Below are 14,119 nucleotides of genomic sequence, written 5' to 3'. Positions count from 1 at the left end.
TGCGGCCGGCCTTCGTTTTCGTCGATGCCCGCTTATGCCCAGTGAGCGGGAATCCAGAAGCGGCCGACCCAATGGCCCGGAATCAGGACCGCGCGGTGCGGCACGACATAAACCACCTTGGCGGGCGGCGGCGGTGCGACATACACCGTCTTGACCGGAGCGGGGGCCGGCGCGACCACCACGGTCTTGACCGGAGCCGGGGCCGGTGCGACCACCACGGTCTTGACCGGAGCCGGGGCCGGTGCGACCACCACGGTCTTGGCGGGCGGCGGCGGAGGCGGCGTGACCACGACCGTCGACGAAGCCGGGGGCGGAGCGACTACCACGGTCGTCGAAGACGGCGGGGGCGGCACGATCACCGGCGCGGCAATGACCGTCGTCCCGGTGACGACCGGCGCGGTGGCAACCACCGTCGTGCTCGACGTGACCGTGCCGCCGCCGACGACCGTCGTGCTATGCGAGCCGTTCGTGACCGTCGCGGTGCTCGAGGTCGTGACCACGCCCGGCGCTACGCTCGTCGCGCTGCCTGAATGCGCCACCGTGCCGCCATTCGCCGTGTTGACGGTGCCGGAGCGGTTGCACGTATAACCCGCGCAGTTCGTCGATGCCGAGTGCGTCGACGTGTTGCCGTTCGGCCCCGTCACCGAGCCCGACGACGAGTATTGTCCGGGCGCCGTGCGCGTCACGGTATCGCTGCCGGTCGCGGTCTTGCCGTTCGGGCCGGTCGCGCTGCCGTTGTGCGAGCAACTGCCGCTGGCGCAGCTCGTGTCGCCCGCATGTTGTACCGAGCGGCCGTTCGGACCGTAGGCGGTGCCGGAGTTGGAGAACTGGCCGGGCGAGGTGCGCGTCACGGTGCCGGAGTTGGTGCCGACGCGGCCCCACGGATTTTCGACGGCGCCCGCATGCGAGCAGCTTCCGCCGCCGCAGGAACCGACGTGCGCGCCCTGATATTCGCCGCGGCCGGTGTAGGCCGTGCCGCCGCGCGCCCATCCAGCGAAGGCGGAACTGCTGCACAGCGTGAGGGCGGCGGCCGCCGCGAATACCAGCAACTGGCGCATGCGGCTCTTGCCGGAACTCGCGTCGGAGGCGGAAGCAACTCGGACGTTTGAAGCGAAAGTCGATCTGTTTTTCACGGGATGTCCTTCTCGGTTCTCAAGGCCACGTTGCGTTTCGTGTGGCGACGGAAGTGACTATAGAGAAGGGCACACGCGAAGTCCCGCGGTAACTTATTTCACGCCATGTCATGCATTCGGAGACGGCGCTCCGGCTTATGCAGCAAGGCTTTGCCGGGCTTCATGGAAACTCGCCGAGGCCCCGCGCGACATAAATTCGCGCATTGCGTCACACTGGCGGCTGCCGCTCGATCCATTCGTAATAACAAACCAGACGAAACCATCATGGCCACATCCGATCCGATCAAGGTCGCCGTTCTCGACGACTATCAGCATGTCTCGCTTTCCATGGCCGACTGGTCGCCGCTCGACGGACGCGCCAAGATCACCGTGTTCAACGATCACATCGCCGATCGCGACGCGCTGCTCGAACGCCTGCGCCCCTTCGACGTCGTGTGTGCAATGCGCGAGCGCACGCCGTTCTCGCGCGACATCATCGACCATCTGCCGAACCTGAAACTGATTGCGTCGACGGGCGCGGCCAATGCATCGATCGATCTCGAAGCCGCCGCCGAACGCGGCATCGAAGTGCGTCACACGGGCTACGCGTCCACACCGACGATCGAATTCACGTGGGCGCTGATTCTCGCGATGATGCGCAACATCCCCGCCGAAAACCGCTCGCTCAAGGAAGGCGGCTGGCAGGTGGGCCTCGGCACCGAACTGGCGGGCAAGACGCTCGGCCTGCTCGGGCTCGGGCGCGTGGGATCGGCAGTCGGCGTGATCGGCCGCGCGTTTCGCATGAACGTGATCGCGTGGAGCCAGAACCTCACGCGCGAGCGCGCCGAAGAAAAGGGCGTGCAACTCGTCGACAAGGACACGCTCTTCAAGACTTCCGATGTGCTCTCGGTTCACGTGCGGCTGAGCGAGCGCACGCATCATCTCGTCGGCGTGAAGGAACTCGCGCAGATGAAGCCGACGAGCCGTATCGTGAACACGTCGCGTGGGCCGATCGTCGATAGCGCTGCGCTCGTCGACGCGTTGAAATCGGGCAGGCTCGCGGGCGCGGCCATCGACGTGTACGACGAAGAGCCGCTCGCTGCAAACGACCCACTGCGCGCGCTGCCGAACGTGCTGGCGACGCCGCATATCGGCTATGTATCGGAGGAGCTGTATCGCACGTTTTATGGCGATACGGTGCGCAATATCGTCGAATGGCTCGATGCGCGCAAGGCGTGATCGTCCTGCTTATGAAGGCTTCGATTCGTCGGGCAGCAGCGAGAACAAGGTTTCGATTGCGCTGCTCGCGCGACGCTTGCCGTCCGAGCGGCCCATCGCGAGATCGATGACCGCAAGCCCGACGACGAGCGCATGCACCATCGCCACATGCTCTTTCGTCACGGCGAGGCCCATTGCTTCGAGCATGCGCGTGATGCGCACCGCGACGCCTTCCGCGAGTTCGCGAAAGAGGCTGCGGATGGTCGGCTCTTCGTCGGCGGCTTGCGCGAGCGCCATCAGCACGCGGGTGTTCTCGTGGCGTATCGCGACATTGGCGATCGATGCAGCAGTGACCTTGAGCGACGCTTCGCCCGCGAAGGCATCGACGGCGGCGAGCTGGCCGTCGATCGCCGTGCGCGCGACGGCTTCGATCAACGCGAGACGCGTCGGATAATAGTACGTGAGATGACTCTGACGCACGCCCGCGCGCGCGGCGACGCGCGGTTGCGTGAATCCCGAATAGCCTTCTTCGCGCAAAGTGGCGAGCGCGGCTTCGAGTATGGTTTGACGACGATCCTGCACGGGGCGCATTCCGGATTTTGGTTGATTTACCAAACCTTAGCTCGAGCGATGCACGACGTCAACCTCGTCAATTGTTATACGAAGGCGGTTGCGGATTGTTTGCGGGGTTCGTATCGAGCTTGCGGATATCGACGATCGCATCGCTTGCGAGTAACTGAAGAGCTTCCTCCAGTGCATCGGCGAGCGCCTTGTCATAGACTTCGTCGCCGTTCACATAAAGCGTGAACGCTTCGAGATATTTCGCCTTTTTAGCGGGATTTTCGATGGTTTCGCGCGTCCATCGATAGAGCGGATAGTGCTCGATGCCATCTCGCTCCGCTTGCGCGACGTAGTCGGCGAAGGCGTCGTACTGGCATTTCAATTGGGCATCGTGCCTGATGAGCACTGCGTTGATCGGCGCGAGCTTTTCGCTCGCAGGATCTTGACGCGCCAGAGCCGCGTATTCGGGCGCGAGCCGGATTCGAACTTGATATTGCCAGGATTCGGTCATGATGTCCTTTCAGCGTTGAAAGCGATAAAAGCACGTGCATGTGAATAATGCGATTCATGCACTACACTTCCTCTCGCATCGCGAAGCAAGCCGACCATCGATGTTCATCATTGCATGCGACGAACAAGAGGAGGGTAACAGTGAGTCTTCGACACTCGATGTACTGCCCATGTTGCGACATGACGCCGGGCGCTGCAAGCCGCCGGCGCTTTCTGATGCTCGCGGGCCAGAGCGCCGCCGCGCTCGCGCTCTTTCCGCATCTCGCTTACGCCGACAACGACGTGCCGGCCATTGCCTACGACTCGGTTCCCGATCCGGTGCGTTTGCCGCGCGACGTATATTTCGGCGAATGCTCCGGCGTCGCGCTCAATTCGGCGGGACATATCTTCGTGCTCTCGCGCGGCAATAGCATCGGCCCCGCATATGGCGCGGCCGCGGCGCAATTGCTCGAATTCGATCGCAACGGACGTTTCGTGCGCGAGATCGGCCATAACCTTTATGCGTGGTCGTTCGCGCATACGGTCAAGGTGGATCGGCAGGACAACGTGTGGGTCACGGACAAGGGCTCGGACATGATCATCAAGTTCACGCCCGAAGGCCGTGTCGCGATGGTGTTCGGACGCAAGCAGGAAGCATCGGATGAGGATACCGCGCCGCTCAAGCATCCGAATCCGCCGTTGCCTTCGGAGCCCGGCCGCTTTCGACAAGTCACGGATGTCGCATGGGATGCCGCGGGCAACACGTACATCAGCGACGGATACATCAATTCGCGCGTCGCGAAGGTCGACAAGGACGGCAACTGGCTCAAGTCCTGGGGCGAGCGCGGCAAGGAGCCGGGGCAATTCCATACGCCTCATAGCATTGCCGTCGACAGAAGCGGCCTGGTCTATGTCGCTGATCGCAGCAACCGGCGCATTCAGGTCTTCGACGGGGAAGGGAATTTTCAGCGGCAATTCACGATCGACGTGCCCGTGCCGCCCGATGCGCGCCCGGCTATCGGCAACATGCCCGATGAAGCCGCGATCGCGGCGGGCACGTTTGCGCCGGGATCGCCGTGGGCCATTTGCATTTCGCCGGGTCCGACTCAATTCCTGTATTCCGCCGATGCGTTTCCCGGCAGGATCTACAAGTTATCGCTCGATGGAAAACTCTTGGGCGTGCTCGGTCGATCGGGCAAGCAACTGAAGCAGTTCGGATGGATTCACGAAATGGCGTGTCCGGCGGAGAACACGTTGTTCGTGGCGGAACTGCTCAACTGGCGAGTGCAGAAGCTCGTATTGCATGGGTGAATCCGGCATCGCTTCCCGGCATTTTGCATGCGTACAAAATGCACGCAACATGCGATCGCGGTCGGTTGCATGCGATATCAGCCGCCGCGCGCAAGTCCCGTTTCCATCGCCACGCCGTTCCACAGGTGCATCGCCGCGTAGGCGCGCCACGGACGCCAGCGTTCGGTGCGCGCTCGCTGCTGGGCAGGCTTCGCCAGTGACGGATCGCGTCGCGCGATCGCCTGCATGAGAACGAGATCGGCGTCGGGCCACGCGTCGGGATCGCGTAGCGCGCGCATCGCGACATAGCCGACGGTCCACGGCCCGATGCCCGGCATCGCGAGCATGTCACGTTTCAGAAGTTCGATGTCGGCGCCCGGTTCGTCGAGCGGCAACGCGCCGGTCGCCACCGCGTGTGCGAAGCGTTGCACGGTCTCGATGCGCTTCGTCGGCATGCCGATCTTCTCCAGGTCGGCGGCGGCGAGCTCGGCGGGTGTGGGAAAGCGCCACGCGGTGCCTTCGTGCGGATGGCCCGCGATCTTTTTCCCCGCGCGCTGCACGATGCGATTCGTGATCGTCGATGCGCCTTTCACGCTCACCTGTTGTCCGACGATCGTTCGCACCACGAGCTCGAAGCCGGACCACGCGCCCGGCACGCGCAAGCCCGGCGCGGCCGCGACGAGTGGCGCGAGCACCGGGTCATCGCCGAGGCACCGGGCGATTTCGCGTGGATCGACATGCAGATCGAACATGCGCGAGAGCGGCGCGGCGAGCGCATCGGCGTGGCGCGCCACCGCGCCCTCGACGTTCACGACGAGCCGATGCCTGCTTTCGTGCGGCTTCACTTCGACGGTGCCGTCGTCGCCTTGCCATTCGATCGCACGTCGATAGACGCCGTCTTCAACCGATTCGACGCCCGCGGACGCCCGCCCCGCGATGAATTTCAGCATGCGCGTCCAGTCGAAAGGCCGCTTGAAGGGCAGTTCGAGCGCGGCGGTCGATGTATCGATGGTCGAATGCATTTTGAATGCCGTATGCGCGATGGTCGATTGCATGCCGATCTTACTCCGGCAGCCTGCATGATCGTCGCGCGCCGATGCTCACTCTTCGCTAACTTTAGGCGGCCACAATGCCTCACATCGACAGCAACGATTCAGCGACAACAGCCAAAGGAGCCGAACATGAACGCTATCTCGATCAGCATCGCCGCCATCGTCATCACCGCCGCGCTCGCGGCCATCGCGCCGGTCACGCATTACACGCAGCATGAAATCGCCGTGCTCAGTGCGCATGCGGCGAGCACACGCGCCGAGGTTCAACTCGGCGCGGGCAGCGGGCTGACGGCTTGATCGATGCGCGCGGAATCAGGGACGCCGCGCGAGTTCCATCGTGCTCGCGTTCAGCATCTGCCTGAATTCGGGGTCTTGAGACAGGACCTGGCGCGCGCTCGTGACCAGTTGCGGACGGCGGTCCCATTGATCGGAACGCACGACGCAGCGCGAGAGGACATCACTGTAGACGGGACGAAGCCCTTCGCGGTCGTGCACCGCGGTCAGTTGGGCGATGCGGACTTTCTCGTCACGCGTGAGTCCGCGCGTGAGGCAGTCGACAGTCTGGCGGTCCATTGCGGCCTGCGCAGTGTCGAAGTCCGAAGAGTGATAGAACGTGAAGCCCGTGATGACGAGCACCGCGCCGAGCGCGATGCATACCCCTCGAATTCTGGTCAAGGTTTTCCCCGGTAGAAGGCTCTGGCGGCCGTAGGCCGGTATCGTATCCCATCTTCCGAGAAATCGCGTGACCGTTCTATTCTCTAGCGCTCATCCACCGTCTACTTTGTTCGTCGCACGCTTTTTTTGTGTTGCGGGTTTCACCGTCGTCAGCGTGCGCTCGGCGAGAACCGCATCGCGCTTGGACAGCAAGTGCTTGCGCAGGATCTCGCCCATGCGCCTGCCGTCACGAGTCTCGAGCGCCTCGATCATCTCTTCGTGATCGCGAATGGCGCTGTCCCATTTCGGCGTCTGGAAGTTCGAACGAAAACGCAGCGCCATCAGACGCCGGTTGATCGACACATAGGTCTGACGCAAGGCGGTATTGCGCGCGGCTTCGTTGATCTTGTCGTGAATGGCCTGGTTGCGGCTGTAGTAGCCCGAGAGATCGTTTTGCGCGCGGCACGCGAGCATCGCGTAATGCAGGGCTTTTATCTCCGCGATCTCCAGCGGCGTGATGCGCTCGCACGCCAGTTCACCTGAAAACGCCTCCAGCCCGCTCATCAACTCGAACATCTCGCGAATCTCGAACTCACTCATCTGCGATACCGACGCGCCCCGGTTCGGCGAAATCTCGATGAGGCCTTCGGCGGCCAGCACCTTCAGCGCCTCGCGAAGCGGCGTGCGCGAGATGCCGAGCGTCTCGCATAGCTTGCGCTCGTTGAGCTTCACGCCCGGCGCGAGCAAGCCCTCGACGATGAAGCCGCGCAAATGATCGACGACGGTGTCGTGCAGGCGCAGGCGTTCGACCTTCGGCAGTGACGAGGAAACGTGCGTTTCCGGAAAATCGGGATTTTGCATTCAATACCTCTGATTCCATTTACGGCAATTTTAACCCAGCGCTAGCGGAAAAAACCGCCAGCGGGTTATCCCTAGGCCGTTCGGCCTATGTATTCCTTTACGCGTCTCGATCACTGCGTTATTGTATTTTGCATGCAAAATTACATCTAAGAGGACGCGGACTCATGTTCAAGCTCGATTTCCATCCTGCTGGCCGTCACTTTTTGCAGATCCCGGGGCCCAGTCCGGTACCCGATCGCATTCTGCGTGCAATGAGCTATCCGACGATCGATCATCGCGGCCCCGAGTTCGGCGCGCTGGGATTGAAGGTGCTCGATGGCATCAAGAAGGTCTTCAAGACGAGTCAGCCGGTGGTGATCTATCCGGCATCGGGCACGGGTGCATGGGAGGCGGCGCTCTGCAACACGCTGAGTTCCGGCGATACGGTGTTGATGTACGAGACGGGCCACTTCGCTACGCTGTGGAAGAAGATGGCCGAGAACCTCGGGCTCAAGCCGGAGTTTCTGGGTTTGCCCGGTATCGACGGATGGCGGCGCGGCGTGCAGGCCGACATGATCGAGAAGCGCTTGCGTGAGGACACGCAGGGCGTGATCAAGGCCGTATGCGTGGTGCATAACGAAACGTCGACGGGCGTGACGTCCGATATCGCCGCCGTGCGGCGCGCCATCGACGCCGCGAAGCATCCTGCGCTGCTGATGGTGGACACGATCTCGGGTCTTGCGTCGGCGGATTATCGTCACGACGAATGGGGCGTGGACGTCACGGTCTCCGGGTCGCAGAAAGGTTTGATGCTGCCGCCCGGAATCAGCTTCAATGCGGTATCGGAGAAGGCGCGCGAGGCGTCGAAACGCGCCACGCTGCCGCGTGCGTTCTGGGACTGGAACGAGATCATCGAGATGAACAAGCAGGGTTACTGGCCTTACACGCCGAACACGAACCTGCTCTACGCGCTCTCGGAAGCGCTCGACATGATCCTCGGCGAAGGGCTCGATAACGTGTTCGCTCGCCATCAACGGCTCGCGGCCGCGTGCCGCTCGGCGGTCACCGCATGGGGACTCGAGATTCAGTGCGCCGATCCCGCCGTGTATTCGCCGGTGCTGACGGGCGTGATGACGCCCGAAGGCGTCGATGCCGATGCGGTGCGCAAGCTCATCTACGAACACTTCGACATGTCGCTCGGCACGGGGCTCGGCAAGGTGAAGGGACGTATGTTCCGGATCGGCCATCTCGGCGATTGCAACGATCTAACGCTGATGGCCGCGCTCTCCGGCTGCGAGATGGGATTGAGGCTCGCGGGTATCGGACTGAAGGGCAGCGGTGTCGCGGCGGCGATGGACTACCTGACGAGTCACGTCGCGAAGCCCGCGCTGAAGGCGGCAGCATGAGCGCCGTGTTCGACGCCGACGCGCTCGCACGGCTCTTTGTCGAGGCCCGCGCGCATCGGGCGAAGCTCGAAGTGTTGCCGGAAAGCGCGCGTCCGCAGAACGCCGATGAAGCCTACGCCGCGCAGGAAGCGACGTTGCGTGCGCTGAACGCGGACATCGGCGGATGGAAGGTAGGCGCGAAATCGCACGATGGGCCGATTCAGGGCGCGCCGCTTCCTGCCGATGGCATGCATGATTCAGGCGCGCGTCTCTCGATGCATGCATTCGGCAAGTCTGGACTGGAACTCGAAGTCGCGTTCAGGCTCGGTCGGCGCTTCGAACCGGGCAGCGGTCCCTATGGCGATGAAGACGTGTTTGCCGCGATCGAGTCGGTGCATGCCGCGATCGAAGTCGTGGCGAGCCGTTTCGCCGCGTGGCCCGATGTCGAGAAGCCCTGGCAGCTCGCCGACCTGCAGAACCATGGCGCGTTGATCGTGGGCGACGGCGTGCCTTACGACGCGGCGTTTCCCTTCGTATCGCCCGCGATGACGTTCACCTTCGACGGCGCGCCGCTCTTCCAGGGCTCCCCCGCGAACCCTGCGGGCGACCCGCGTCGCCTGCTTGCCTGGACGGTGAACCACAGTGTGTCGCGCGGGCTTGCCGTCGAGCGCGGCACCGTGCTCACGGCGGGCTCGTACACCGGCCTCGCGTTCCCCGAAGCACCCGGCACGGCTGTGGGCAGCATCGAGGGCTTGCCTGCCGTCGAATTGCATTTCGCATAACGCATTCATAAGGCCACGAACCGCACAGCGCTCTGGCACTCACCGACAGCGACGATGCTCAATTCCCCTACAGACCGGCTCGTCAAGCCGATTCATTTGATGCCCGCTTCCGCGCGTGCGCGGCCCGGGTCCACGCCGACGCCGCTGCAGGCGCGACTGCAACGCGAGCTGAAAGGCGATGTGAGGTTCGATCGCGCATCGCGCGGGCGCTACGCCACCGATGCGTCGATCTATCAGATCATGCCCCTCGGCGTCGTCGTGCCAAAGGATCAGGACGATTTGCGCCTCGCATTGCAGGTTGCACGCGACAGCCACGCGAACGTGCTCGCGCGCGGTGCGGGCACGAGCCAGTGTGGGCAGACGGTCGGCGAGGCGCTCGTCATCGACACGACGAAGTGGCTCAACAACATCGTTCATTTCGACAAGGATGCACGCACGGTCACGGTCGAACCGGGCGTCGTGCTCGATCATCTGAACGCGTGGCTCAGGCCGCACGGTCTGTGGTTCCCGGTCGACGTTTCGACGAGCGCGCAATGCACGATCGGTGGCATGGCGGGTAACAACTCGTGCGGCTCGCGCTCGATGGAATACGGGATCATGGTGCATAACGTCGATGCGATCGACGCGATCCTCGCTGATGGTCACGAAGCGCGATTCGGCAAGCTCTCGGCCATGACGAACGATGCACGTATGCGCGATCTCGTCGACGGCGTGCGCGGCATCGCGCTGCGCGAGCAGCAGGAAATGCGCGAGCACGTCCCCAAGGTCCTCCGGCGCGTCGCAGGCTACAACCTCGATCTCTTCGATTGCCAGAGCCCGCTCGCTTTCAGCGCAGACGGCGAGCCGAATCTCGCGAACCTGCTGGTCGGTTCGGAAGGCACGCTTGCGTTCAGCCGTCAGCTGACATTGAAGCTTGCGCCGCTGCCCGCGCACAAGACGCTCGGCGTGGTGAACTTCCCGAGCTTCTACGACGCGATGGACATGACGCAGCACATCGTGAAGCTTGGACCGGTCGCGGTGGAACTCGTCGATCGCACGATGATTGATCTCGCGATGTCGAATCCCGCCTTCCGGCCCGTGATCGAAAAGGCTTTGGTCGGCGAGCCGAAAGCGATCCTGCTCGTCGAGTTCGCCGGCGCGGACCACGATGCGCAAGTCGCGAAGCTCGCACAACTCGTCGAGCTGATGAGCGATCTCGGCTTGCCCAACTCGGTCGTGCAGATGCCCGATGCGGGTCCGCAAAAAGCGCTGTGGGAAGTGCGCAAGGCGGGCCTCAACATCATGATGAGCATGAAGGGCGACGGCAAGCCGGTGTCCTTCATCGAGGATTGCGCGGTGCCGCTCGAACATCTGGCCGAATACACGAGCCGGCTGACCGAAGTCTTCAGGCAGCACGGAACCGAAGGTACGTGGTATGCGCATGCGAGCGTCGGCACGCTGCATGTGAGGCCGATTCTCGACATGCGCCGCGACGGGGCCATCAAGATGCGCGCGATCGCGGAAGAGGCCGCGTCGATGGTGCGCGAATACAAGGGCGCATTCTCGGGCGAACACGGCGACGGCTTGTGTCGCGGCGAATGGGTTGCGTGGCAATACGGCCCGCGTATCAACCAGGCCTTTCGCGAGATCAAGCAGCTCTTCGATCCGGAGAACCGCTTGAGCCCGGATCGAATCGTCGCTCCGCCGAAGATGGACGATGCGCGCAACTTCCGCTTCCCTCCTTCTTATCGCGAGCGTGCGTTGACGCCGCGGCTCGACTGGTCCGCATGGAACGTGACGCGCGATCCATCGACGGGACAAGAGGGTGCGGCGGGGTCGGGCGGCGATCTGTCGGGTGGACTCGCGAAAGCGGTCGAGATGTGCAACAACAACGGTCATTGCCGCAAGTTCGATGCGGGCACGATGTGCCCGAGTTATCGCATCACGAAGGATGAGCAGCATCTCACGCGCGGCCGCGCGAACACGTTGCGGCTCGCGCTGTCGGGACAGTTGGGCGATGACGGGCTCGCGAGTCAGGATGTGAAGGACGTGCTCGATCTGTGCGTGTCGTGCAAGGGTTGCAAGCGTGATTGCCCGACAGGCGTCGATATGGCGCGCATCAAGATCGAGGCGCGCGCCGCATGGACCGAACGTCATGGCCTGCGCCTGCGCGAGCGATTGATTGCGTTCCTGCCGCGCTATGCGCCGTTTGCGAGCCGCATGCCGGCGCTGTCGAACGCATTCGAAGCGAATATGCCGGGCGTTGCACGCTGGCTCAAGTCCACGCTCGGCCTCGCGCCGGAGCGAATGTTTCCGCGTTTTGCAAAGCCCTTTTTCACCGATGCGGCCAGCAATCCGGTTGCATCTGCGACTAACGAAGTCCTGCTCTTCGTCGATACCTTCAACAACTACATGGAGCCGGAGAACGCGCGGGCCGCAAAGCGCGTGCTCGAATCGGCCGGCTACACGGTTCACCTGAACATCAAGGCGGGCGAGCGGCCGCTGTGTTGCGGACGCACGTTCCTCTCGGCGGGTCTCGTCGATGAAGCGAAGGCCGAAGCGCGCCGCGCGCTCGATGCGCTCATGCCGTATGTCGAACGTGGTGTGGCGATCGTCGGACTGGAACCGTCGTGCCTGCTCTCGTTGCGCGACGAGTTTCTCGGCTACGGCTATGGCGATAGCGCTCGCGACCTTGCACGAGCTTCTTTTCTGTTCGAGGAATTTCTCGTGCGCGAAGAGGCAGCAGGGCGCTTGCGACTGAAGCTGAAGGCGCTGGATCGATCGAAAGCGTTGCTGCATGGCCATTGCCATCAAAAGGCATTCGATGCCGTGCGCCCCATCGAGAAAGTGCTCGGCTGGGTTCCGGGGCTCGAAGTGAAGACGGTCGAATCGTCATGCTGCGGCATGGCGGGCAGCTTTGGCTATGAAGCGGAGCACTACGCCGCGTCGCAGGCGATGGCGGAACTGTCGCTATTGCCGACCGTGCGTGCGGCACCTGACGCGCTCATCGTGGCGGACGGGACGAGCTGCCGTCATCAGATCGCGGACGGTGCGCAAAGAGAAGCGCTGCATGTCGCACGCGTTCTGGCGATGGCGCTCGACGCAAAGGATTGACAACGGCGGGACCAGAGTTTCATTCACCGAAGCAAAACAGCGGACATCAAACGAGCCGCGACCCAGGAGACGAGCGATGACATCACCGCGCAAACCACGCATTCGCAAGCTGCGCCGCAGAACGCAATAAGCGGGCTCATATCGAGCCGCTGTCCTCATCCGACGTACCCACGCGAAGTTCCGCATGCCGTGACATGGGGCGCCTTTCGAAAAGCGAAGGCGTCGCGCCCACGCACGCGGCCAACAAGGAGACGATGATGTTCCGTCGAGCCACGACGCGCGTTCTGCTGCTGCTATGCGCGATGTATTTCATCACTTATATCGACCGAGTCAATGTCAGTACCGCGGCGGCCCAGTTTGGCGCGGAGCTTGGCCTCTCGCACACGCAGGTCGGGTTTGTGTTTTCTGCCTTCGCATATCCGTATCTTGTGTTCCAGATCATCGGTGGATGGGTGGGCGACCGCTTCGGGCCGCGCCGAACGCTGACGCTATGCGCGATCATCTGGGCGGGCGCCACCGTGCTGACCGGTCTCGCGGGCGGCTTCGTGTCGCTGATCGTGGCGCGCGTGCTGCTCGGACTCGGCGAAGGCGCGACCTTTCCGACCGCCACGCGCGCGATGTCCAACTGGATGCCCGCCGACCAGCGCGGTTTTGCACAAGGCATTACGCATGCAGCATCACGTATCGGCAATGCGGTAGCGCCGCCGCTCATCGTCTGGTTGATGGTCGCGACGAGCTGGCGCGGCGCGTTCATCATCACCGGGATCATCAGTTTCCTGTGGGCGCTGGCGTGGGTCTTCTACTTCCGCGACAACCCGCGCGATCATCCGCGCATCACGGAAACCGAGTGCGCGACGCTCGCGACTTATTCGGGCGTGAAGCAACGCGCGCCGGTGCCGTGGCGCACGCTGCTCGGCCGCATGGCGCCCGTCACGGCCGTGTATTTCTGCTATGGCTGGGTGCTGTGGCTCTTTCTCGGCTGGATTCCGCAATACTTCCTGCATAGCTATCACATGCAGCTCGGCAAGTCGGCGCTGTTCGCGTCGGGCGTGTTCTTCGCCGGCGTGCTCGGCGACTGGCTCGGCGGTTCACTCACCGACCGCATCCTGAGAAAGAGCGGCAACGTGCGCCTGGCGCGCAACGTGATGGTCGGTGTGTGCATGCTGCTGACGCTTCTGTCGCTCGCGCCGATCATGCTGATCTCCGACATCTCGATCACGCTCGCGGCCGTGTGTCTCTCAGCCGGCTTCTTCTTCAATGAGATGACGATCGGCCCGATGTGGTCCGTGCCGATGGACATCGCACCGAAGCATTCGGGTACGGCATCCGGCATCATGAATTCCGGCTCGGCGCTGGCGGCCATCATCAGTCCGGTCGTGGGCGGCTGGCTGATCGACCGCACGGGCAACTGGAATTTGCCGTTCACGGTGTCGATGATCCTGATGGCGGTCGGCATCATCCTGTCGTTCACGATGCGCCCGGACCGCACGCTCGAAACCGACGAGGAAAAGAAGGACGCGGCAGACGCACGCAAGTTCGTGTGATCGGGCGGCGGCGACGGCGGTGGTTCAATGCATTTTGCATGCGTTGAACCGCATCGGATAACGCATTCAGCATTCGGCATTCGGCATTCAATTCGAGGA

13 protein-coding genes are annotated in these 14,119 nt (G+C 63.2%); 7 read left to right on the top strand and 6 right to left on the bottom strand.

Going from position 1 to position 14,119, the window contains the following annotated elements:
- Positions 1-32 precede the first annotated feature (32 nt).
- The gene (locus IAG25_RS07720; protein WP_187604317.1) at positions 33-1,133 is read right to left on the bottom strand and encodes a hypothetical protein; all 1,101 of its coding nucleotides are present in this window, start codon (positions 1,131-1,133) and stop codon (positions 33-35) included.
- 264 nt (positions 1,134-1,397) lie between these two features.
- Between IAG25_RS07720 and IAG25_RS07715 the strand changes: the two genes are divergently transcribed.
- Positions 1,398-2,351, top strand: a complete 954-nt coding sequence (locus IAG25_RS07715) for a D-2-hydroxyacid dehydrogenase family protein (RefSeq protein ID WP_187604316.1) — start codon at positions 1,398-1,400, stop codon at positions 2,349-2,351.
- A 9-nt stretch (positions 2,352-2,360) separates the two neighbouring features.
- Here IAG25_RS07715 and IAG25_RS07710 read toward each other — a convergent pair whose 3' ends face one another.
- Together IAG25_RS07710 and IAG25_RS07705 are read right to left on the bottom strand one after the other, a co-directional pair.
- Entirely contained in the window at positions 2,361-2,921 is a 561-nt protein-coding gene (locus tag IAG25_RS07710; protein WP_222946404.1) for a TetR/AcrR family transcriptional regulator, read from the bottom strand.
- 58 nt (positions 2,922-2,979) lie between these two features.
- Positions 2,980-3,402, bottom strand: coding sequence for a hypothetical protein (locus IAG25_RS07705; RefSeq protein WP_187604314.1), 423 nt, complete (start codon positions 3,400-3,402; stop codon positions 2,980-2,982).
- A 179-nt stretch (positions 3,403-3,581) separates the two neighbouring features.
- On the opposite strand from IAG25_RS07705, the gene IAG25_RS07700 reads away from it, so the two are divergent.
- Positions 3,582-4,691, top strand: coding sequence for a peptidyl-alpha-hydroxyglycine alpha-amidating lyase family protein (locus IAG25_RS07700; RefSeq protein WP_187604516.1), 1,110 nt, complete (start codon positions 3,582-3,584; stop codon positions 4,689-4,691).
- Positions 4,692-4,768: 77 nt separating this feature from the next.
- On the opposite strand, the gene IAG25_RS07695 is transcribed toward IAG25_RS07700, so the two are convergent.
- Positions 4,769-5,692, bottom strand: coding sequence for a DNA-3-methyladenine glycosylase family protein (locus IAG25_RS07695; protein WP_187604515.1), 924 nt, complete (start codon positions 5,690-5,692; stop codon positions 4,769-4,771).
- 159 nt (positions 5,693-5,851) lie between these two features.
- Here IAG25_RS07695 and IAG25_RS07690 point away from each other — a divergent pair, with 159 nt between their 5' ends.
- The gene (locus IAG25_RS07690; protein ID WP_187604313.1) at positions 5,852-6,019 is read left to right on the top strand and encodes a hypothetical protein; all 168 of its coding nucleotides are present in this window, start codon (positions 5,852-5,854) and stop codon (positions 6,017-6,019) included.
- Positions 6,020-6,034: 15 nt separating this feature from the next.
- Here IAG25_RS07690 and IAG25_RS07685 read toward each other — a convergent pair whose 3' ends face one another.
- Both IAG25_RS07685 and IAG25_RS07680 read right to left on the bottom strand, forming a co-directional pair.
- Complete coding sequence (locus tag IAG25_RS07685; RefSeq protein WP_187604312.1) at positions 6,035-6,397, bottom strand: hypothetical protein; 363 nt, start codon at positions 6,395-6,397, stop codon at positions 6,035-6,037.
- Positions 6,398-6,487: 90 nt separating this feature from the next.
- Entirely contained in the window at positions 6,488-7,237 is a 750-nt protein-coding gene (locus IAG25_RS07680; protein WP_187604311.1) for a GntR family transcriptional regulator, read from the bottom strand.
- Between the two features lie 164 nt (positions 7,238-7,401).
- Between IAG25_RS07680 and IAG25_RS07675 the strand changes: the two genes are divergently transcribed.
- From IAG25_RS07675 to IAG25_RS07660, 4 genes are all read left to right on the top strand, one after another.
- On the top strand, positions 7,402-8,622 hold the full coding sequence (locus tag IAG25_RS07675) for a pyridoxal-phosphate-dependent aminotransferase family protein (protein WP_187604310.1): 1,221 nt from the start codon (positions 7,402-7,404) through the stop codon (positions 8,620-8,622).
- Positions 8,619-9,383 (top strand): 2-keto-4-pentenoate hydratase, encoded by a 765-nt coding sequence (locus IAG25_RS07670; protein WP_187604309.1) that lies wholly within the window; start codon positions 8,619-8,621, stop codon positions 9,381-9,383. The genes IAG25_RS07675 and IAG25_RS07670 overlap by 4 nt, the downstream gene beginning before the upstream one ends.
- A gap of 54 nt (positions 9,384-9,437) precedes the next feature.
- The gene (locus IAG25_RS07665; RefSeq protein WP_187604308.1) at positions 9,438-12,476 is read left to right on the top strand and encodes an FAD-binding and (Fe-S)-binding domain-containing protein; all 3,039 of its coding nucleotides are present in this window, start codon (positions 9,438-9,440) and stop codon (positions 12,474-12,476) included.
- Positions 12,477-12,730: 254 nt separating this feature from the next.
- On the top strand, positions 12,731-14,020 hold the full coding sequence (locus tag IAG25_RS07660; protein ID WP_187604514.1) for an MFS transporter: 1,290 nt from the start codon (positions 12,731-12,733) through the stop codon (positions 14,018-14,020).
- Positions 14,021-14,119 lie beyond the last annotated feature (99 nt).

The organism is Caballeronia sp. EK (genome assembly GCF_014384845.1).
GTDB classification, from domain to species: Bacteria; Pseudomonadota; Gammaproteobacteria; order Burkholderiales; family Burkholderiaceae; genus Caballeronia; species Caballeronia jiangsuensis.
The sequence above is the reverse complement of the archived record's forward strand: the minus strand, read 5'-3'. Positions and strand labels throughout refer to the sequence as shown.